Source organism: Endozoicomonas sp. 2B-B, from assembly GCF_053470045.1.
Genome location: NZ_JBLZMU010000001.1, coordinates 4,505,387 through 4,527,728, shown reverse-complemented (window position 1 = coordinate 4,527,728; position 22,342 = coordinate 4,505,387). Strand labels below are relative to the sequence as shown.

The 22,342-nt window shown below is 42.2% G+C and carries 17 protein-coding genes; 15 read left to right on the top strand and 2 right to left on the bottom strand.

Annotation, left to right across the window (positions count from 1 at the left end; genetic code table 11):
• Nucleotides 1-58: 58 nt before the first annotated feature.
• The 5 genes from ACOMHB_RS17610 to ACOMHB_RS17590 all read left to right on the top strand — a co-directional run bounded on the left by ACOMHB_RS17610 (nt 59) and on the right by ACOMHB_RS17590 (nt 5,351).
• Complete coding sequence (locus ACOMHB_RS17610; protein ID WP_448217610.1) at nt 59-1,168, top strand: hypothetical protein; 1,110 nt, start codon at nt 59-61, stop codon at nt 1,166-1,168.
• A gap of 280 nt (nt 1,169-1,448) precedes the next feature.
• A complete protein-coding gene (locus ACOMHB_RS17605) occupies nt 1,449-2,678 on the top strand; it encodes a hypothetical protein (protein WP_448217609.1) in 1,230 nt (409 codons plus the stop codon).
• 89 nt (nt 2,679-2,767) lie between these two features.
• Nucleotides 2,768-3,862: a ShET2/EspL2 family type III secretion system effector toxin gene (locus tag ACOMHB_RS17600; protein ID WP_448217608.1), complete on the top strand. Its 1,095-nt coding sequence runs from the start codon at nt 2,768-2,770 to the stop codon at nt 3,860-3,862.
• Nucleotides 3,863-4,134: 272 nt separating this feature from the next.
• Nucleotides 4,135-4,929 (top strand): hypothetical protein, encoded by a 795-nt coding sequence (locus tag ACOMHB_RS17595; RefSeq protein WP_448217607.1) that lies wholly within the window; start codon nt 4,135-4,137, stop codon nt 4,927-4,929.
• Entirely contained in the window at nt 4,914-5,351 is a 438-nt protein-coding gene (locus ACOMHB_RS17590) for a hypothetical protein (RefSeq protein WP_448217606.1), read from the top strand. The genes ACOMHB_RS17595 and ACOMHB_RS17590 overlap by 16 nt, the downstream gene beginning before the upstream one ends.
• A 108-nt stretch (nt 5,352-5,459) precedes the next feature.
• Here the strand turns inward: ACOMHB_RS17590 and ACOMHB_RS17585 are convergent, their stop codons facing one another.
• Complete coding sequence (locus tag ACOMHB_RS17585; protein WP_448217605.1) at nt 5,460-5,912, bottom strand: hypothetical protein; 453 nt, start codon at nt 5,910-5,912, stop codon at nt 5,460-5,462.
• A 527-nt stretch (nt 5,913-6,439) separates the two neighbouring features.
• Between ACOMHB_RS17585 and ACOMHB_RS17580 the strand changes: the two genes are divergently transcribed.
• From ACOMHB_RS17580 to ACOMHB_RS17560, 5 genes are all read left to right on the top strand, one after another.
• The gene (locus tag ACOMHB_RS17580) at nt 6,440-7,462 is read left to right on the top strand and encodes a hypothetical protein (RefSeq protein ID WP_448217604.1); all 1,023 of its coding nucleotides are present in this window, start codon (nt 6,440-6,442) and stop codon (nt 7,460-7,462) included.
• 255 nt (nt 7,463-7,717) lie between these two features.
• Nucleotides 7,718-8,857, top strand: a complete 1,140-nt coding sequence (locus tag ACOMHB_RS17575) for a hypothetical protein (protein ID WP_448217603.1) — start codon at nt 7,718-7,720, stop codon at nt 8,855-8,857.
• Nucleotides 8,811-8,942 carry an aminopeptidase N C-terminal domain-containing protein gene (locus ACOMHB_RS17570; RefSeq protein WP_448217602.1) on the top strand — a complete coding sequence of 44 codons (132 nt, stop codon included), beginning with the start codon at nt 8,811-8,813 and terminating at the stop codon, nt 8,940-8,942. The genes ACOMHB_RS17575 and ACOMHB_RS17570 overlap by 47 nt, the downstream gene beginning before the upstream one ends.
• A gap of 207 nt (nt 8,943-9,149) precedes the next feature.
• Entirely contained in the window at nt 9,150-10,205 is a 1,056-nt protein-coding gene (locus ACOMHB_RS17565) for a ShET2/EspL2 family type III secretion system effector toxin (RefSeq protein ID WP_448217601.1), read from the top strand.
• A gap of 64 nt (nt 10,206-10,269) precedes the next feature.
• Nucleotides 10,270-11,310: a ShET2/EspL2 family type III secretion system effector toxin gene (locus ACOMHB_RS17560; protein ID WP_448217600.1), complete on the top strand. Its 1,041-nt coding sequence runs from the start codon at nt 10,270-10,272 to the stop codon at nt 11,308-11,310.
• Between the two features lie 154 nt (nt 11,311-11,464).
• Here the strand turns inward: ACOMHB_RS17560 and ACOMHB_RS17555 are convergent, their stop codons facing one another.
• Entirely contained in the window at nt 11,465-12,652 is a 1,188-nt protein-coding gene (locus ACOMHB_RS17555; protein ID WP_448217599.1) for an RING finger protein, read from the bottom strand.
• Nucleotides 12,653-13,111: 459 nt separating this feature from the next.
• Here ACOMHB_RS17555 and ACOMHB_RS17550 point away from each other — a divergent pair, with 459 nt between their 5' ends.
• The 5 genes from ACOMHB_RS17550 (at nt 13,112) to ACOMHB_RS17530 (ending at nt 22,211) form a co-directional block, all read left to right on the top strand.
• The gene (locus ACOMHB_RS17550) at nt 13,112-13,444 is read left to right on the top strand and encodes an F-box protein (RefSeq protein ID WP_448217598.1); all 333 of its coding nucleotides are present in this window, start codon (nt 13,112-13,114) and stop codon (nt 13,442-13,444) included.
• 117 nt (nt 13,445-13,561) lie between these two features.
• Complete coding sequence (locus ACOMHB_RS17545; RefSeq protein ID WP_448217597.1) at nt 13,562-14,773, top strand: WD40 repeat domain-containing protein; 1,212 nt, start codon at nt 13,562-13,564, stop codon at nt 14,771-14,773.
• A gap of 263 nt (nt 14,774-15,036) precedes the next feature.
• A complete protein-coding gene (locus ACOMHB_RS17540; protein WP_448217596.1) occupies nt 15,037-16,848 on the top strand; it encodes an F-box/WD repeat-containing protein in 1,812 nt (603 codons plus the stop codon).
• A gap of 1,693 nt (nt 16,849-18,541) precedes the next feature.
• Nucleotides 18,542-20,341, top strand: a complete 1,800-nt coding sequence (locus ACOMHB_RS17535) for an F-box/WD repeat-containing protein (protein WP_448218650.1) — start codon at nt 18,542-18,544, stop codon at nt 20,339-20,341.
• A 166-nt stretch (nt 20,342-20,507) separates the two neighbouring features.
• A complete protein-coding gene (locus tag ACOMHB_RS17530) occupies nt 20,508-22,211 on the top strand; it encodes an F-box/WD repeat-containing protein (RefSeq protein WP_448217595.1) in 1,704 nt (567 codons plus the stop codon).
• Nucleotides 22,212-22,342 lie beyond the last annotated feature (131 nt).

The following is a 22,342-nucleotide window of genomic DNA, read 5'->3' as shown; positions in this document are numbered from 1 at the left end:
GCTCTATAAATATTGAGCAAGTGAATCATGGTAATTAAAAAAAGAGGAAGTAAACGTCATGGATCAAATCAAACTGGGTGCTAAATCGGCGCTTTCACATTCATGGCACAATCATTCAGACTCCTTCATGCCAATCAGGGCAATAACATCCCTTTTTGATGGCATCAAGCCATGTTTTGGTGGTTATTCTGTCAGCATTTTGCACTCTAACACCGCAAACCTGATGAAAGAGCACCCTGATGCACGGTTTACTAAAACACTCCATAAACCATTAAGTGCTTATAACATTAACATCCCGCTAGCCTGCGAGGGATCAACTCACTATGTTAAAAGCAAGGTAAATCAACTGCATGATCAAGGGCGAAGTCTTCAGGTTAAACTTGCTTTCAAGCAGGATGGCAGTATTGTTCAAATCCCCATGTATAACTCCGATAATTCCCGGTTCCCCATAAACCTTAATTGTAAAGTCCGTCGCTCTGATAATGACACCGTAGCACCAGGGAAAGAGATAGCCTGCCGTCATTTCGCTTGTGCTTATGCCAGAAGAGTGTTTGGTCGACGGAAGGATTTTCAAATAATAAGCACCCCTGAAAAAATACAGTCAACGTTTGCAAATACATCTGATCTTCTAAATGATGAATATTTTCGTCCAGATGGATTAGGAGAAGGCTCAATTACTGATAAACCCTATTTTGCTGATGGATATTATTTCCATAAGGGAAATTTTTCTGAGGCTCTTAAGAGGCTGGTAAAAAAGTACTGGAATATGTCAGTTGGCAATGAAAAGAACTTTTATTTTAAATCAAGAGACGATGGAATAACTGGCCACGCAATGGCCATTAGACTAAAGAAGCAGGATGGATGCATGAAAGTAATTCTTTACGATCCTAACGCTACACTCATGCACACAACATTCCTTCTTTCTGAACCAGATCTGGCTGCACACATTACCGGCGAAATTCTTAAAGCTAACAGTTTCTCGTATGGGGGGCTTATTAATATTGATGATGGGAAGAAATCTTCTGATGAATGTGATGTTCAGTGCTTTGGTGCTGCACCCTCCAGGTTTACTGATCGTTCAGTAATAGTAAAGGAGCATGTTAATCATCCTGAAGTGATAGCACGGTGGGACTTTTTTGAAGCAATTATTCAACAATTCCAACTGTAGACCCGCCTTTCACCACCCCTATCAGGAATACATCGACTCGTAAAAAATGCCCAAAATTTGAACGGTCGTCCACTGCCTTTCCTTCAAGCCGATCACATGTTCCTCCTGATTATTGACCGTTAATACACTAAGCCCCTGGAAACAGAAAAAACTCATTTAACAGATACCCTGCTAAAGCATCCTGCCTGCAACAGCAAACTTTACTTTTTCCTGAACAGAGCAACAACTGTGGAACTTATTAGCACTTTAGTACTCTAAATATATAGTGAGCAAATGGATCATGGTAATTAAAAAAGGGGGGGATCGCGCAATGGATCAAATCAAATTAGGTGTTCTGTCGGCACTTTCACATTCGTGGCACAATCATTCAGAATCCTTGATTTCGGTCAGGGCAATAACATCCCTTGTTAATGGCGTCAAGGCATGTTTTGGTGGTTATTCTGTCAGCATTTTGCACTCTACCAACACAAAACTGATGAAAGAACACCCTGATGCATGGTTTACAAAAAGGCTCCATAAACGATTAAGTGCTTATAATATTAACATCCCGCTAGCTTGCAAGAGATTAACAGACTATGTTGTCAACAAGGTAAATCAATTGCATGATCAAGGTCGAAGTCTTCAGGTTAAACTTGCTTTCAAGGAGGATGGCAGTTCTGTTCCAATCCCCATGTATAACTCCGATAATTCCTGGTTCCACAGAAACTTTAATTGTAAAGTCCGTCGCCATGATAATGACACCATAGCACCAGGGAAAAAGATAGCCTGTCATCATTTTGCTTTGGCTTATGCCAGAAGAGTGTTTGGTCGACGGAAGGATTTTGAAATAATAAACACCCGTGAAAAAATACAGTCAACTTTTGCAAATACATCTGATATTCTAAACGATGCAGATAAAGATTTTCGTTCAGATGGTTTAGCAGATGGCTCAATGACTGATAAACCCTATTTTGCTGATGGATACTATTTCCATAGTAATAATTTTTCTGAGGCTTTTACGAGGTTGATAGAAAAGTACTGGAATATGCCGGTTGGCAATGAAAAGAACTTTTATTTTCACACAGAAGGCTATGAAGAACATGGCCACGCAATGGCCATTAGATTAAAGAAGCAGGATGGATGCATGAAAGTGATTTTTTACGAACCTAACGCTACACTCATGCACAGAACGTTCCTTCTCTCGGAACCCGATCTGGCTGCACACACGACCAACGAAATTCTTCAAGCTAACCGTTTCTCATATGGGGCACTTATTAATATTGGTGATTGGAAGGAATCTTCTGATGAATGTGATGTTCAGTGCTTTGGTACCGTACCCTTCAGGTTTAATCATCGTAGTGTAATAGCAGACGGGCATGTTAATCATCCTGAAGTAATAGCACGGTGGGACTGGTTTAAAGCAATAATGCAAATGCAATCCAGCATTAACCTCAAGCTCAAGCAGGGTCAGTTCACCATGAATCTTGGCTTTTTTGATAGTGCGGTTACCCCGGCCACTCCCCGGTCATGACAGCAAACTTTACTTTTTCCTGAACAGAGCAACGGCTGCGGAATTTATTAGCACTTTAGTGCTCTAAATATATAGTGAGCAAATGGATCATGGTAATTAAAAAAGGGGGGGATCACGCAATGGATCAAATCAAACTGGGTGTTCAGTCGGCACTTTCACATTCATGGCACAATCATTCAGAATCCTTGATGTCAGTCAGGGCTATAACATCCCTTGTTAATGGCATCAAGGCATGTTTTGGTGGTTATTCTGTCAGCATTTTGCACTCTACCAACACAAAACTGATGAAAGAGCATCCTGATGCATGGTTTACTAAAGCACTCCATAAACCATTAAGTGCTTATAATATTAACATCCCGCTAGCCTGCGAGGGATCAACTCACTATGTTAAAAACAAGGTAAATCAGCTGCATGATCAAGGGCGAAGTCTTCAGGTTAAACTTGCCTTCCAGGAGGATGGTATTAGTGTTCCAATCCCCATCTATGACTCCGACAATTCCCAGTTCCCCACAAACCTTAATTGTGAAGTCCATCGCTCTGATAATGACACCATAGCACCAGGGAAAGAGATAGCCTGCCGTCATTTCGCTTGGGCTTATGCCAGAAGAGTCTTTGGTCGGCGGAAGGATTTTGAAATAATAAATACCCCAGAAAAAATACAGTTAACCTTTGCAAATACAGCTGATGATCCATTAAGAGAGTCATACTATCTTCCAGTTAGATTGGCAGATGGTCAAATGACTAAGAGATCCTGTTTTGCTGACTTGTATTATTTTCATAAAGGCAAGTTTGCAGAAGCTCTTACAAGGCTGGTAGAAAAGTACTGGAATATGTCGGATGGTGATGAAAAGAATTTTTTTTTCCGTTCCCGAGAACATGGAAGATTTTCTCACTCAATGGCCCTGAGATTAAAGAAGCAGAATGGATGCATGAAGGTTATTTTTTACGACCCTAACGCCACACTCAGGCACAAAACATTCCTTCTCTCGGAACCAGGTTTGGCTGCATATATCGCCGGTGAAGATCTTCAAGCCAGCTTCCTCTCTTATGGAGTGCTTATGAATATTGATGATAGGAAGAAATCTTATGATGAAAGTGATATCCGGAGCTTTGGTGGCTCACTGAAGAGTAATCATTTAATGATAGATCCTGGGCATGAGACTCATGCTGTATTAAGGGGATAGTGGAAATAAGTATTCGGAAAATAGTACTTTTGTTTCAGATAGGCAACTATACAGGCACTTGATATTATCCAAAGATTTATAAGGTAATTATAAATTTTTTGGCGATTTATAGAGGTTTGTTTTGAGTTGGGTTTCTGGTAAACACTGGGTGTTATTTAATTTTTCATTTAATTTGAACTTACTGGCAAGTTTGAACTCTAAGTAACTGGTTAGGTACTTATAGCTTTAAGAAAATTGATTATGATTGTTGATAATGAAAGGAATATCATGAAATGGATCAGATTAATCTTGGTGTTCAGTCGGCACTTTCACATTCCTGGCACAATCATTCAGAATCCTTGATGTCAGTCAGGGCTATAACATCCCTTGTTAATGGCATCAAGGCATGTTTTGGTGGTTATTCTGTCAGCATTTTGCACTCTACCAACACTAAACTGATGAAAGAGCATCCTGATGCATGGTTTACTAAAGCACTCCATAAACCATTAAGTGCTTATAATATTAACATCCCGCTAGCCTGCGAGGGATCAACTCACTATGTTAAAAACAAGGTAAATCAGCTGCATGATCAAGAGCGAAGTCTTCAGGTTAAACTTGCCTTCCAGGAGGATGGTATTAGTGTTCCAATCCCCATCTATGACTCCGATAATTCCCAGTTCCCCACAAACCTTAATTGTGAAGTCCATCGCTCTGATAATGACACCATAGCACCAGGGAAAGAGATAGCCTGCCGTCATTTCGCTTGGGCTTATGCCAGAAGAGTCTTTGGTTGGCAGAAGGATTTTGAAATAATAAACACCCCTGAAAAAATACAGTCAACTTTTGCCAATACATCTGATCTTCTAAATAATGTAGATGAAGATTTTCGTCCAGATGGTTTAGCAGATGACTCAATTACTGATAAAGCCTATTTTGCTGATGGATATTATTTCGATAATGAAAATTTTTCTGAGGCTTTTACGAGATTGATAAAAAAGTACTGGAATATATCGGTTGGCAATGAAAAGAACTTTTATTTTAATACGCGAGACGATGGAGTAACTGGCACGCAATGGCTATTAGATTAAAGAAGCAGGATGGATGCATGAAAGTGATTCTTTACAACCCTAACGCTACACTCATGCACAGAACATTCCTTCTTTCGGAACCTGATCTGGCTACACACACGACCAACGAAATTCTACAAGCTAACAGTTTCTCGTATGGGGCACTTATTAATATTGATGAAGGGAAGAAATCTTCTGATGAGTGTGATGTTCAGTGCTTTGGTGCCGGACCCTTCAGGCATACTCATCGTTGGGTAATAGCAGAGGGGCATGTTAAACATTCCGAAGTAATAGCACATTGGGGCTTGCTTAAAGCGATAATGCAAAGGCTATCCAGTATAAAACTCAAGCAGGGTCAGCCCGCCGAGAACCTTGACCCTTTTGATGGTGAAGCCCCGGCCACTTCCCGTCATGACAGCAAACTGCCTTACCATATAAGGTGACGTTGCTATAGACTCAAAGAACCAAGAAAAAAGAAACATCTGCCAGATAAACGGCAGGTCCTGGTTGGCGACAATTCGACTGATTTTGACACAGCGTTGATATGGCTTTCAATAGTTTAGGGCTATAGTCGTAGAGTAATATCCTCCTCGTGATATATCGTTATCATGATACTCTGAATTCCAGTTTTTAATCAGATGGTTGGGGTCACTTCGTATCCATAAAAAAGGTAAGTAGCCACCTGCGCGCTTGTACCACCTTATTTTTGCCTTATGTCCTTGGGCATCACTGACAACGAAATCGAACCAGGACTGATGCCATCCGCAGTAAAAAATTGACGAGGAATAGTATATATGTGTCACAGCCCAGGCTCTATTTCCCTTGAAACTAATATTATCCATAGGATTATCATCCATACACTTACCGTCATCCGTGTGCTTGGCCCAGTAGCTGTTATCTGTATTGCTTTTAAAATATAAATCAGCGGATTTTGCCTGTGCAGCCGAACAAATTACCAGTGCGACAATCAATACAGCACAGCGTACATATTCTTTCTGTATCATGATGTTGACTCCAAAGAACAAGTCATTGAGGCAATTTAGCATATAGTGATACAGAGGTATCAACCTACTGTGAACGCGGTTAAAAGGCATGTTAAGTCGTTTATGCCAAAAAAGTGTTTGGTCGGTGGAAAGATACTTTTAAAAAAACACCTCAAAAAAAATACACTTAACCGTTGCCAATATATCTGATTGTTGAGGAATCATCTAGCGATGACGCCTGGGCATGAGACTCATACTGTATTAAGAGGACGGAGGGAATGAGTATCGAAAAGTATTATTTTATTTGAACTTATTAGCACCTTTGAACTCTATAGGTTCAAGAAAATTGATCATGATTTTTAAAATGAAAGAGGTATCACGAATTGGATCAGATCAATCTTGGTGTTCTGTCGGCACTTTCACTTTCATGGCACAGTCATTCAGACTCCTTACTGCCGGTCAGGGCCATAACATCCCTTGTTAATGGCATCAAGGCATATTTTGGTGGTTATTGTGTCAGCGCTTTGCACTGTATCACCACAAAACTGATGAAAGAACACCCTGATGCTTGGTTTACTAAAGCACTCCATAAACCATTAAGTGCTTATGATATTAACATCCCGCTAGCCTGCGAGAGATCAACTCACTATGTTAAAAACAAGGTAAATCAACTGCATGATCAAGGGCGAAGTCTTCAGGTTAAACTTGCTTTCCAGGAGGATGGCAGCACTGTTCCAATCCCCATGTATAACTCCGACAATTCCCAGTTCCCCATAAACCTTAATTGTAAAGTCCGTCGCTCTGATAATGACACCATAGCACCAGGTGAAGAGATAGCCTGCCGTCATTTCGCTTCGGCTTATGCCAGAAGAGTGTTTGGTCGGCGGAAGGATTTTGAAATAATAAACACCCCTGAAAAAATACAGTCAACATTTGCAAATACACCTGATCTTCCACTTGAAGAAGATGATTTTCGTCCAGATGGATTAGCAGAAGGCGCAATGACTGATAATCCCTATTTTGCTGATGGATATTATTTCCATAAGGAAAATTTTTCTGAGGCTCTTACGAGGCTGGTAAAAAAGTACTGGAATATGTCGGTTGGCAATGAAAAGAATTTTATTTTTAAAACACGAGACGATGGAGCAATTGGTCACTCAATGGCCATTAGACTAAAGAAGCAGGATGGATGCATGAAAGTTATTTTTTACGACCCTAACGCTACACTCATGCACAGAACATTCCTTCTCTCGGAACCCGATCTGGCCGCACACATTAACGGCGAAGATCTTCTAAGTTATTGTTTCTCGGTTGGGGCACTTATTAATATTGATGATGGGAAGAAATCTTCTGATGAATGTGATGTTCAATGCTTTGGTGCCGCACCCATCAAGTTGCCTCATCTTTTAGTAATAGCAACCGCGCATGTTAATCATCCCGAAGTAATAGCACGGTGGGACTGGTTTCAAGCAATGATGCAAAGGCTATCCAGTAAAAACCTCAAGCAGGATCAGACCGCCGAGAACCTTGGCCCTTTTGATAGCGGTTACCCCGGCCCCTCCCGGTCATGACAGCAATCTGTCTTACTATAGCGGGCGAAGGCTATGAATACCTGGCAGACTCGATCATTACCCAGAACAAACAGAACCCGCAAACCGAGACTCCTTTGACACACTGGAAGAAATACCAGCGTATCCTGCCTACAACAGCAAACTTTACTTTTTCCTGAACAGAGCAACAGCTGCGGAACTTATTAGCACTTTAGTGCTCTAAATATATAGTGAGCAAATGGATTATGGTCATTAAAAAAAGAGTGGAGGCACGTAATGGATCAAATCAAACTGGGTGTTCAGTCGGCACTTTCACATTCATGGCACAATCATTCAGAATCCTTGATGCCAGTCAGGGCCATGACATCCCTTGTTAATGGCATCAAGGCATATTTTGGTGGTTATTGTGTCAGCGCTTTGCACTGTATCACCACAAAACTGATGAAAGAACACCCTGATGCCTGGTTTACTAAAGCACTCCATAAACCATTAAGTGCTTATGATATTAACATCCCGCTAGCCTGCGAGAGATCAACTCACTATGTTAAAAACAAGGTAAATCAACTGCATGATCAAGGGCGAAGTCTTCAGGTTAAACTTGCTTTCCAGGAGGATGGCAGCACTGTTCCAATCCCCATGTATAACTCCGATAATTCCCAGTTACCTATAAACCTTAATTGTAAAGTCCGTCGCTCTGATAATGACACCATAGCACCAGGTGAAGAGATAGCCTGCCGTCATTTCACTTTGGCTTATGCCAGAAGAGTGTTTGGTCGACGGAAGGATTTTGAAATAATAAACACCCCTGAAAAAGTACAGTCAACTTTTGCAAATACATCTGATCTTCTACATGAAGAAGATTTTCGTCCAGATGGATTAGCAGAAGGCGAAATGACTGATAATCCCTATTTTGCTGATGGATATTATTTCCATAAGGAAAATTTTTCTGAGGCTCTTACGAGGCTGGTAAAAAAGTACTGGAATATCTCGGTTGGCAATGAAAAGAATTTTCATTTTAAAATACGAGACGATGGAGCAATTGGCCACTCAATGGCCATTAGACTAAAGAAGCAGGATGGATGCATGAAAGTTATTTTTTACGACCCTAACGCTACACTCATGCACAGAACATTCCTTCTCTCGGAACCCGATCTGGCTGCACACATTAACGGCGAAGATCTTCTAACTTATTGTTTCTCGGTTGGGGCACTTATTAATATTGATGATGGGAAGAAATCTTCTGATGAATGTGATGTTCAGTGCTTTGGTGCCGCACCCATCAACTTGCTTCATCTTTTAGTAATAGCAAAAGCGCATGTTGATCATCCCGAAGTAATAGCACGGTGGGACTGGTTTCGCTTCTCGTCTGATGACGCCATTGACACGCTGGAAGAAATGCCAGGCAGTTATAAGTGAGCGCATGAGAAAAGCGCTGAAGCGGATCAAGTCTGTGCCTGATCTGTCTGCCGATATTTATGAAGTAGTCGCCAAGAGTTTGTAATCTCTGCCTCTTTCTACCCTGCTGCCGAGTTGGAAGCAGGGCAAAACCCATTTAACAGATACCCTGTTAAGGCATCCTTCCTGCAAAGCAAACTCTACTTTTTCCTCAAAAGATCAACAGTGGTGGAACTTATTAATACTTTAATACTCTAAATATGTATTCAGCAAATGGAACATGGTAATTAAAAAAAAGACGGGGAATCACATAATGGATCAAATCCAACTAGATGTTCAGTCGGCACTTTCACATTCCTGGCACAGACATTCAGACTCCTGGATGCCAGTCAGGGCCATAACATCCCTTGTTAATGGCATTAAGGCATGTTTTGGTGGTTATTCTGTCAGTGCTTTGGGTTTCACCACAAAGCTGATGAAAGAATACCCTGATGCATGGTTTACTGAAGCACTCCAAAAACCATTAAGTGCTTATAACATTAACATTCCGCTGGCCTGCGAGAGATCAACTTGCTATGTTTTCAACAAGATAAAACAACTGCATGAAATAGGGCGAAGTCTTGAGGTTAAACTCGTTTTCAAGCAGGATGGTTCTATCGTTACAATTCCCATGTATAACTCTGATAATTGCTCGTTTCCAAAAAACCTTAATGGTGAAGTCTGCCGCTCTGACAATGACAAAATAGCACCTGGAGAAAAAATAGTCTGTCGACATTTTGCCTGGGCTTATGCCAAAAATGTATTTGGCCGTGGGAAAGATACTTTTGAAAGAATAAATACCACAGAAAAAATACAGTCAACCTTTGCAAATACATCTAATTTTCCATACGAAGCTGCAGACTATTATCAATATGGAATATTTGCTGATGGATATTATTTCCTTGAGGGAAAGTTTTCTGAGGCTCTTGCAGGGCTGGTAAAAAAGTATTGGAATATGTCGGCTGGCAAAGAAAAGAACTTTTATTTTCATTCACGAGGCGATGGAGCATTTGAACACGCAATGGCCTTGAGATTAAAGAAGCAGGATGGATGCATGAAGGTTATTTTTTACGACCCTAACGCTACACTCATGCACAGAACAATCCTTCTCTCGGAACCAGATTTGGCTGCGCACATTACCGGCGAAGATCTTCAAGCCAGTCTCCTTTCTCATGGAGCACTGATTAATATTGATGATGGTAAGGAATTTCCTGATGAATGTGATACTCAGTGCTTTGGTGCCTCACCCAAAGTGATGAGTCATCATATAGTTTTAGCACCTGGGCATTATCCCGAAATAGCACGATGGCAAATGCGTGTCTTTAGATAGATCACCCTGCAGGTAATGGTTGAGTACTTATGGTTAATTAAAAAAAGGATAACAGCAACAGCTAATGGATCAAATAAATCTTGGTGTTCAGTCGGCACTTTCACATTCATGGCACAGTCATTCAAAATCCTTACTGCCAGTCAGGGCCATAACATCCCTTGTTAATGGCATTAAGGCATGTTTTGGTGGTTATTCTGTCAGTGCTTTGCGTTGTCTCACCACAAAGCTGATGAAAGAACACCCTGATGCATGGTTTACTAAAGCACTCCACAAACCATTAAGTGCTTACAACATTAACATCCCGTCAGCCTGCCAGAGATCAACTTGCTATGTTGCCAACAAGATAAAACAACTGCATGAAAAAGGGCGAAGTCTTCAGGTTAAACTTGTTTTCAAACAGTATGGTTCTATCGTTCCAATTCCTATGTATAACTCTGATAATTCCTGGTTTCGAAAAAACCTCAATGATCAAGTCTGCCGTTCTGATAATGACATTAGAGCACCTGGAGAAAAAATAGTCTGCCGACATTTTGCCTGGGCTTACGGCAAAAATGTATTTGGCCGTGGGAAAGATACTTTTGAAAGAATAAATACCCCAGAAAAAATACAGTCAACCTTTGCAAATACATCTAATTTTCCATACGAAGTAGTAGACTATTCTAAATATGGAATATTTGCTGATGGATATTATTTCCTTGAGGGAAAGTTTTCTGAGGCTCTTACAGGGCTGGTAAAAAAATATTGGAATATGTCGGCTGGCGCTGAAAAGAACTTTTATTTTCGTTCACAAAACGATGGCACAATTGACCACGCAATGGCCTTGAGATTAAAGAAACAGGATGGATGCATGAAGGTTATTTTTTATGACCCTAACGCTACACTCATGCACAGAACAATCCTTCTCTCGGAACCAGATTTGGCTGCACACATTACCGGCGACGATCTTCAAACCAGCTTCCTCTCTCATGGAGCACTGATTAATATTGATGATTTTAAGAGATTTTCTAATCAATGTGATGTTCAGTGCTTTGGTGCTTCGCCCAATGTGATGAGTCGTCATATAAAAATAGCAATTGGGCATTATCCCGAAATACCACGGCGGTAAATGCGTGCCTTTAGGTGAACCATTTAGGTGAAGATTTTGCTGGTTCCCATCGAATTAAGTACAAACGTATTGATGCTTGACTAATACACCTAATCACCTGAGTTAATTCGTGGTGATTGAGTGTCGCCCGGTTGAGTACTTAAGCTTCTTCAGATCAGAATAAGAAACTATCGGTATCCAACTCCCCAGAGGGAATTTCTGACCTGCTTTCACTAACAGGACGTTGATAGCTGGGCGTGATACAATCTGAGACCGCAGTTCCCCCCCGGCTATTGGAATGAAAATCGTCAAAAGAATCAACCTCCGGCCTCTCATAAGCTCCCATCCGAGAAAATTGATTAAAAGCTAAAAATTTTTCAGAAGGGGTTGTTTCGAATAACTTCTTATATTCAAAACCCTTTTTTTCCAGCTCCTGTTTCAATCTATCCCAGCTAAAAGATTTAGTAGATGGATCGAAAATGGTGCGAAGAGGCACGGAGTTATGTTCGTCATTGATGAAAATAGCGTTGTATCTCCATAAATCATGATGGAAGATGTATAGATCTGTGCTTAGGTCAAAAATGGCTGGATGCGTGTTTCTCAGGCTGAGAAATAACAAATCGGTTCGCATGTCTTCCAGAAGATTTTTGAAAGCAGCTTCCGGAGTTTTCGCTTTGTTAATATCTTCAGCCCAATAGGACAATTCTATCTCGGGCTGGTTGGGTTTGAGCTGCACAGAAAGGGCAATCGCTGGTTTCTCGTGAAGGTGTACGAATTGGTCTGTTACGCAATGTTTTTCATCATAATGCACATGAGCGGTTTTGTACTTTTTTTCAGCAAATGACTCACGGAGCCATTCAATAATTGGAGCATGGTTGTTCTCCAGAAAGTTTTCTGCCGCTTGATATGGGAAAGTTGCAAGAGGATAAGGGCAGAGCGCTTTCTTGCCGGAGCTAATGGAGGCATTGTCACCTACCACAGAACAAAGGTTATCAGCGCATTCCAGTGGCAAATTTTCTCTTAATGATGTGCTATTATCGTAAATTTTAATCGTTGAAGGACTGGCAAGATCCCTGCAATCAGGACAGGACTTTTTGTTTAATGTTTTAGTAAGGCATTCTGAGTGGTACACATGGAAGCATGGCAACAAGGATAATGGTTTGATTTCAGTATTGGTGAAAAGATCCAGGCAAATACTGCACTTACCTTGAAGAGCAGCTTCTACTCGCCGAGATGACTTTGTAGCTTGAAGTTGGTGTCCCTTAAAGTTTGCATTATTAGCTGGAGACGTTGATTCCGAAGTATGGGCTTTATTCTCAGGCATAGCGCATTTGGGCTGTGTGCCATTGCTGATGTTATTCATGTTGTACCTCACTTATCTTATTGGTTAATTTCATATCTTTGACTATTTCCACAAGAAAAAGTTCCTAACCGGGCATACAGGAGGTTTCGTTCTAATGGAGGTATCGCCGACTGTTGGGGGTTCATGTAGCCAAAATGCTTCTAACTGGCTGTTTTCGTTGATGAAAAATACAATTTTTCTTTTTTGAGGCAGTGTGTCGAAGAAAAGGTCATCAAACGGTTCCAAAGAACTGTGAACCAGAGGTTATATCGAGGCCCAATGACAATTTTATAGTGGCCTCTCAATGAAAGAGCTTTTTTCTATCATTTTCACAGTTCAGAACTCTTCTTTTCCCTGGTTTCAATGACCTCAATATTTTGAACTTCCGTTATAAACCCCACTCTAACAGATTTAATTAATTTTAAATGTCCTTTCTAAGGGAGGATAAATAATGACTTTGGAGCTGTGGGAAAATCAGGAATGTACCCTATTAAGAGCAATTTCAGCATACACGAACCAGTCTCGCGAACATTTGAGCAAACCCAACGGGAAGAAGCAGCAACGGGTGTCAGTGAAAGCAGGGAGGTTACTCTGGATCACAACAATAACTCTCCATTCTTTGAGTTGCCCGAATTGATACATTCAAAAATTATTCGCTGTCTGGGTTTACGTGATGTTATTCGTTTAGCAAAGGTATGCAGATATTTTCGTCATCGTGTTAAAAAAAATAAAGCGCTGGAAAGAGCATGGAATCGCCGTTTTCCTTCATCACACCAATATCAACTGAAGACCACTATTAAGACAAAAGGTTAGCATCAACTCCGTGATTGGTTGAAGCCGTTTGCAAATAAGGAGACCATTGAGCCGCTCATAAAACAACAAAAGAATATTCATTTTCCTACTCAGTTACTTTTCACCAACAGTAAACTGATGTCTCTATGTAAAAAATTCGAGTTAGTGGAAAAACTGGAAATTACCCATGGTGATAGTGTCCTTGAAGCCAATTTCAGCCCGGATGGCCAGCATCTGGCAACCGCCAGTCGCGATGAAACAGCGAAAATCTATGGTCTGGAGGATGATGGCTCGTGGAAACAAAAAGCCATTATTACACATAATGAATGGGTCAAATCAGCCATTTTTAGCCCCGATGGCCGCTATCTGATAACCGCCAGTCACGATCAAACAGCGAAAATCTATGGTCTCGAGGACGATGGCTCATGGGAAGAAAAAGCCATCATTACCCATAATAATCTCCTCCTTTCAGCCACCTTTATTGGTGACGGTCGCCGCGTAGTGACTGCCGCTCTTGGTGATTCGGTGAAAATCACTGGTCGGGGGAACAATGGATCATGGGAACTAGAGGACGCTTTTCATAAAGATACGACCTACTCGACCCTACTTAGCCCTGATGGCCATCACATGATAATTTTCAATCCTGCGAGTTTCGTTATTGAAATCCTTGGTCAGTCAGCTGCTGGATTATGGGCAGTAACATCTAGCATTCAAACAGAGCAGGGCGGAGTCGGCCCGGCCCAGTTCAGTGCCGATAGCTGCCATCTGGTCATCATCACTTTTGCTAGCACAGCGATAATCTGTGACCTACAGGCTGATGGATCGTGGAAAAAAATGGGCACAATCAAACATGATTTCTGGGTCAAATCAGCCAATTTCAGCGCGGACTGCCTCCATGTGGTGACTGCCAGTGACGATCATAAGGCGAAAATCCATAGCCAGAATGCTGGATCATGGAAAGAAAAAGCCTGCATTGTCCACGATAACAAGGTCTCCTCTGCAAACTTCAGTGCCGATTGCCAGCATGTGGTGACCGTCAGTGATGATGGCACGGCGAAAATCAGTAGCCTGCAGACCGATGGATCATGGAAACTAAAAGCCAACATTGTCCACCAGGATAAGGTTCTCTCGGCCAGCTTCAGTGCCGATGCTTGCCATGTGGTGACCGCCAGTATCGATGGTGTCGTAACAATTTATGGCCTGCAGGCCAATGGCTCATGGCTGCAAAAAGCCGCCATTCAAAAAAAGACAGAATTCACCGCAGCCAGCTTCAGCGCTGATAGCCGCAATGTGGTGACCGTCAGTCGAGATAACAAGGTGAGAATCACTGAACTACGCAAGAAGGATTGATGGTTGAATGAGCGTAGACAACTTTTTCGTATGTAAGGGCAGAATCTTTGTATTGTGTTTCCTTGTATTCTTTATTGGAAAAAACTGTGCTGTTGGATGATAAGCTTCTTGAAAGTAGATTTCCTGATTTTTCTTTGGGATGTGTGGTGATTGTATTTTGAGTTTTTTAATGGAACTTTTATTTCAAAATCGAATCCAATTTACAGCATCAATTTTGAATGCCCTCTTTAAACGGGGAGGTAGTAACTCAGGAGAAACCCAGCATGGACTCTAACGCTAACATTTCCAGCACAGTCGCTTCACTCTCGCTACAGCCTGTGAACACTCCAATAGAGAGAGAGTCGTCGGGTGTTAGTGCGAGCAGATCCATTGCTCTACCTGGTAAGGACATTGAGAAAACAGTTTCATTGCACTCTTTGCCCGAAGAATTACAAATCAAAATTTTTCGTTTGTTGGAGTTTCGGGATATTATCGGTTTACAACAGGTATCTTCTCACTTTAACAGTCTTATTAAAGACAATCATACCTTGGAAAAGGCATGGTATCGCCGGTTTTCTTTACCACACCAGGATCAATTAAAGAAAATCCTTCCGACAAAGGATAAAGAACAACTCCGTAATTGGCTGCGACCCTTTACGAAAGATGAAGCGTTAGTTGAATCACTCATCAATCACCGGGAGAAAGTTTATTTTCCTGCTTTGTTCTATTTCACCAAAGCTAGACTGATGTCTCAATACAAAAAGTATTATTTGGATACAGAAGCTGTCATTGCTCATAATGGCAGTCCGAACCTAATCGACTTTAGCACCGATGGCCGCCATTGGGTCACCAGCAGTATAAATGGCGAGGTGAAAATCATTGCTCAGAAGGGCGATGGGTCTTGGGAGCAAAGACTCACCCTTTCCCATGAAAACGGTCTCATATCAGCCGTCTTTAGTGCCAATGGCAAGCACTTGGTGACCGTCAGTGTGGATAAAACGGCGAAAATCTGTAGTCAGGGTGATGATGGGCGATGGGAAGAAAAACTCACCATTTCCCATTCACATTGCAGTTGGTCCTACTTAGCCACCTTCAGCGCCGATGGTCGTCATTTGGTGGTTGCCAGTAACTTTACTGCGGCGAAAATCTATGGTCAGGAAGTCGATGGATCATGGGTAGAAAAACTGACTCTTGCCCATAATCTGACAATCGCCTCAATCACCTTTAGCGCCGATAGTCGCCGAGTGGTGACGGCCAGTGTTGATAAAACTGCGAAAATCTATGTTCAGAAGAATGATGGTTCATGGGAAGAAGAAACCACTATTCCCCATGATGAATTTGTCGAATCCGCCATCTTTAGTGCTGATGATCAGCATCTGTTGACTGTCAGTCGAGATTACAAGGTAAAAATTCTCAGCCAGAAGCTCAATGGGTTATGGGTAGATAAAGTCACCATTCCCCATGACCGACTGATCAACTCGGCCACTTTCAGCACCGATGGTTACCGAGTGGTAACGGCCAGTGAGGATAATACGGTGAAAATCTATGGTCTGAAGACCGATGGAGCATGGGAAGAAGAAGCTAATATTTTCCATGATCACTGGGTCAACTCAGCCAGCTTTAGCCCTAACGGCCGCCATGTGGTGACCACCGATTGTAATAACACGGTGAAAATCTACGGTCATAAGGACGATGGATCATGGGAAGAAAAGCTCACTATTTTCCATGATAAAAATATTATCTCAGTCATCTTCAGCCCCGATGGTTGCCATGTCCTAAGCTGCTGTAAGTATGGTACCAGCAAAATCTCTGGCAAGAAGGCTGATGGATCATGGGTCGAAAAAGCCATCATTTGCTATAGAGATTCTTTTCGCCCAGCCGTTTTCAGTACCGATGGCCGCCATTTGCTTACTACCCATTTAGATGGAACGGCAAAGATTCATGGTCAGGAGATTGATGGATCATGGGTCGTAAAAGCCATCCTTTCCCATGATTGTTCGATCGAATTAGCCACTTTCAGCGCCGATGGTAACCATGTATTGACTTTCAGTAGTGATAATAGAGTGCGAATTAATAAACTACGGATGAGTGAATGATTGATTACTGTGATAAATAAAAGGGGCGCCATTCTGGTTGTGAAAGACAAAAAGACAAGCCTTCCTACAGAGGATAAAGAATAACTCCGTAATTGGCTGCAACCGCGTACGAAGCCATGAGCAAGACCTTCTTTAAGTCTTCATTCAAACCTTTGTTTTCTTGCAAACCCTGAAGAGTTGTATCAAGTACACCACCTGGCCCGGTCAATGGAGAATCGCTAGCAAAAGTACTTAAAAGATTAGACGGAGTATTGCCAACGCCGGCTTCTACCAAGTTCCATAATTGCCCTAAATATATCTTTCGGATCTGTCGGGTTAGTTTGACCTTCACTTAAAAGCACTGCTCTCATCATTCTAACTGACACAATCATTGTTGAAAGCCTGGATGATTCAAAAGCATTCAAAAGCATTCAAAAGCATTCAAAAGCATTCAAAAGCATTGTATGGCTAGCTTCGATTTTTTTAAATGATATTGTTAAAGCTTTGTCATTCAATGAGATGAGGCGAGTAGCAGTTGAGAGGACTGTTGCCCTTGAATAACAAGGAAGTAAACATATTAATAACACTAAAATCGTATTTGTGAGTCTCATACTAAAGTGGTCTCAAATTTACATTACGATGAAAAAGTAGCATTGGATACCTGGAATAGCAAAGCACCTGAATCAAGTTCACCGTTTGCGTCCTTATCTCGATTTTTAGTAGTTATTGGGCCTTATCCCCAGCCTTTCGAAGCGAAGAATAAAGAATAAATAATAAATAAGGAGATAAATCAAAAATAGAAAAAGTCTGGTCACGCAAAAATTTTATAAATTAGAAACTAATTTATAATTCATCTTGCTTAAGATTCACCGCAACGGCTCAAACTTTTACTTTGGTAATAGCGGCAAACTCAATAAAGCGTTGAAAAACGACTGCATAGGTTTTAAAAGACACACAATGTCATCTCACCAAAGTTATTCAGTAAAAATGATGAAGTATAAGACCAAAAAAATGAATCAAACAGTCAAAATAAACGACTACAATAATTTAACTCACAAAACCATAATTGAACTGTACTTATGAGCCTTCAAAGCCTTGATTCGCCCAACAGCACGATAGAATCGATTATTGCAACTCATGATTCTTAGTCATTCGTCTGCATCGATTGCAAGCCTTTTCAGAACAGGAGTATGCATTCTGATATAGAGCCTTTTCCGTCTTTTCTTACCGCTCTTCCACTCCAGTTGACCGTTTCCGGGTAATCATGAAGAATTTAACATCCTTCTCCATCTGAATACGGTGTTCCAAAACCCGGTTCCCACGCTGAAACATGGGAGCCAGAATTTTGCGACAGCCTCGATTCAGGTGGGGGAGAATGGCAATCAGCACTTAACTCCAATTAATGAACTTTTATTTCGAAATCTACTCTTAAGTACTCAACCATACGAAATCATATTTTCTGACTCATTGTTCAGGCACTCGCGGCAACTGCTCCTGCGTTGCTCTAGCTCCTGCATCCATGCAGTCGTGATGCGTTGCAACTCTGGTCACATAGCTTGCTATGTTCCCGTCGTTGCGCCTTGCAGAGCACCTGCCCAATAAGCCAGAAATATTCGATTCCGTATGGCTGAGTACTTATTAATTGCATCAGTTTTGAAAGCTCTTTTTTAATTGATTGAAAGTTCTAACATAGGAGAAACCAGGTTTGGATTCTATGAATAGTGAATCCGGCGTAGCCGGTTCAGTCTTGCTGTCAGATGGTTACGCTCGATTGGAGGGAAAATCATCAGGTGTCAGTAAAGTTAGATCCATCGCTGTACCCGACAAAGAAATACAGAAAACAGCCTCATTGCACGATTTGCCCGAGGAATTAACCATCAAAATTATTCGTTTGTTGGAACTTCGGGATATTGTCCGCTTGCAACAGGTGTCGACACACTTACACAGGGTAATTAAAGATAATCATGTTCTGGCAAAGGCATGGTTTCAGCGGTTTTCTTTACCGCACCAATATCAATTAAAGACAAGCCTTCCTGCAGAAGATAAAAAACAACTCCGTCTTTGGTTGAGGCCGTTTACGAAGGATGAAGCGTTAGTCGAATCACTCATAAAATGCCGAAAGAAAGTTTATTTTCCTGCTTTGTTTTATTTCGCCAAAACTGGGCTAATGTCTCAATGTAAAATATTTGATTTAGAGAAAAAAGCTACCATTGCCCACTATGACCGTGTCAGATCGGCCAACTTCAGCGCGGATAGCCGTCATGTGGTGACCGCCAGTAACGACAAAAAGGCGATAATCTATGGCCAGAATGACAATAAGCGATTATGGGTAAAAGAAGCCACCATTTCCCACGATGGTCACGTCAACTCAGCCATATTCAGTGCCGATGGCCGCCACGTGTTGACGATCAGTAAGGATCGCACGGCGAAAATCTATGGGCAGGGAGTCGGTGGGTCATGGGTACATAAACTCACCATTTCCCATAATGGTTTCGTCATCTCAGCCTCTTTCAGCCCGGATGGTCTGCACTTGATAACCGGCAGTATCGACCGCACGGCAAAAATTATTAGCCAGAAGGATGATGGATCATGGGAAGAAAAGCTCATCATTTCCCATAATGACCGGGTCGACTCTGTCACATTCAGCTCTGACAGCCGTCGTGTGATGACCGGCAGTTTCGATAACACGGCGAAAATTTATGGTGAGAGGACTGATGGATCATGGGAGGAAGAAGCCTTCATTATCCATGATTACTGGATCCAGTTAGTCGCTTTTAGCGCTGATGGTAGCCATGCGCTAACCGCCGGTGATGATCACAAGGTGAAAATCCACCATCTGGAAGAGAATGGATCATGGTTAGAAAAAGTGACCATTTCCCATGATAACTACGTGGAGTCAGCTACCTTCAGCGTCAATGGCCATCATCTGGTGACGGCCAGTTTGGATAACACGGCGAAAATCTATGGTGAGAAGACTGATGGCTCATGGGAACAAGAAGCCATTATTTCCCATAATCACTGGGTTACATCAGCCAACTTAACTGGCAATGGCCGCCATGTGGTGACTGTCGGTAGAGATTACAAGGTCAAAATCCATAACCGGCAGGTCAATGGATCATGGGTAGAAAAGCTCACCCTGCCCCATAATGATTGGATCAACTCAGCCACCTTCAGCCCTGATGACCGCCATGTGGTGACCGCCAGTATGGATGGCACGGTGAAAATCTGTGGCCTTAAGATCAATGGATCATGGGAAGAGAAACGCACCTTTTTCTGTAATGATTGGGTCAACTCTGCCACCTTTAGCCCCGATGGTTGCCATGTGGTAACCGCCAGTGATGACTGCACGGTGAGAATCATTGGCCAGCAAACTGATGGATCATGGGTCGTAAAAGCCATCCTTTCTCATAAACGTTCAATCAAATCAGCCACTTTCAGCGCCGATGGTAACCATGTATTAACTATCAGTAGGGATAATAAAGTGCGAATTATTAAACTACGGATGAGTGAGTGATGGTTTCCTGTGACAAATAAAAGGGGCGCCATTCTGCATGTGCTTAAAGACAGAAACTTTTAAGTCCATGTTTTGAACTTTTATTTCAAATCCAACTCTAATTTTCTCCATCAATTTTGAACCTCCTTGTTTATCGACGGCAAGACTAGTCCAGGGAAAATCAGGTATGCATAGCGCAAATAACAACTCCGGCGTCGTTGGATCTTCCTTGCCTCCAACCAAGCTTGCACGATCGGGCGGAGAACCCTCTGGTGACGGAGCGGGCAGGTCTATCGCCGTCATTGAAAAAGAAATAAAGAAATCACTCTCATTGCACGATTTGCCCGAGGAATTAACCTTCAAAATTATTCGTTTGTTGGAACTTCGGGATATTGTCCGCTTGCAACAGGTATCGACTCACTTACACAGGGTAATTAACGACAATCATGCTCTGGCAAAGGCATGGTTTCAGCGGTTTTCTTCACCTCACCAATATCAATTAAAAACAAGCCTTCCTGCAGAAGATAAAAAACAACTCCGTCTTTGGCTGAGGCCGTTTACGGAGGATGAAGCGTTAGTCGAATCGCTCATAAAATACCGAAAGAAAGCTTATTTTCCTGCTTTGTTTCATTTCGCCAAAACTGGACTTATGTCTCAATGTAAAATATTTAATTCAGAGAAAAAAACGACCATTGCCCATCGTGATATTGTCAGATCAGCCAACTTCAGCGCCGATAGTCGTCATGTGGTGACTGCCAGTGACGACAGAAAGGCGAAAATCTATAGCCAGAATGACAAGGGAAAATGGGTAGAAAAAGCAACTATTGCTCACAATTTTGATGTCAACTCAGCCACCTTCAGTGTCGATAGCCGTCATGTGGTGACTCTCAGTTTCGATCATACGTCGAAAATCTATGGTCAGGGAGTTGATGGGGCATGGGTACATAAACTCACCATTTCCCATAATGGTTACATCAATTCAGCCTCTTTCAGCCCAGATGGTCAGCATTTGATAACCGCCAGTGACGACCACACAGCAAAATTAATTAGCCAGAAGGATGATGGATCCTGGGAAGAAAAGCTCACCCTATCCCATAATGATTGGGTCAACTATGCCACCTTCAGCGCCGATAGCCGTCATGTGTTGACCGTCAGTGCCGATCACACTGCGAAAATCCTCCACCTGCGGGACGATGGATCATGGGAAGAAAAAGTCACCATCTCCCATGATCATTGGATCAGATCAGCCACCTTTAGTGCTGATGGTAGCTATGCGGTGACCGTCGGTGATGATCGCAAGGCGAAAATCCACCACCTGGAAGAGAATGGATCATGGTTAGAAAAAGTGACCATTTCCCATGATGACTTTGTGCAGTCAGCTACCTTCAGCGACGATGGCCATCATTTGGTGACGGCCAGTTTGGATAACACGGCGAAAATCTATGGTGAGAAGACTGATGGCTCATGGGAACGAGAAGCTACTATTTCCCATGTTTACTGGGTCACTTCAGCCGCCTTCAGTTCTGATGTCTGCCATGTGGTGACCGCCAGTGAAGATAAGAAGGTCAAAATCCATAGCCAGCAGGACAATGGATCATGGAAAGAAAATGTCACCATTTCCCATGATGGCACTGTCAACTCAGCCACCTTCAGCCCTGATGACCGCCATCTGCTAACCGCCAGCAACGATGGCGCGGTGAGAATCTTCGGCCTGAAGGACGGATCTTGGGAAGAAAAACGTACCTTTTACCACAATGATTCTGTCAACTCAGCCACCTTTAGCCCTGATGGCCGCCATGTGGTAACTGCCAGTGACGATTGCACTGCGAGAATCATTGGCCAGCACACTGATGGATCATGGGTCGTAAAAGCCATCCTTTCCCATAAATGACCGATCATATCAGCCACTTTCAGCGCCGATGGTAACCATGTATTGACTATCAGTAGGTATAATAAAGTGCGAATTATTAAACTATGGATGAGTGAATGATTCTTTGCTGTGATAAATAAACGGGGCGCCAT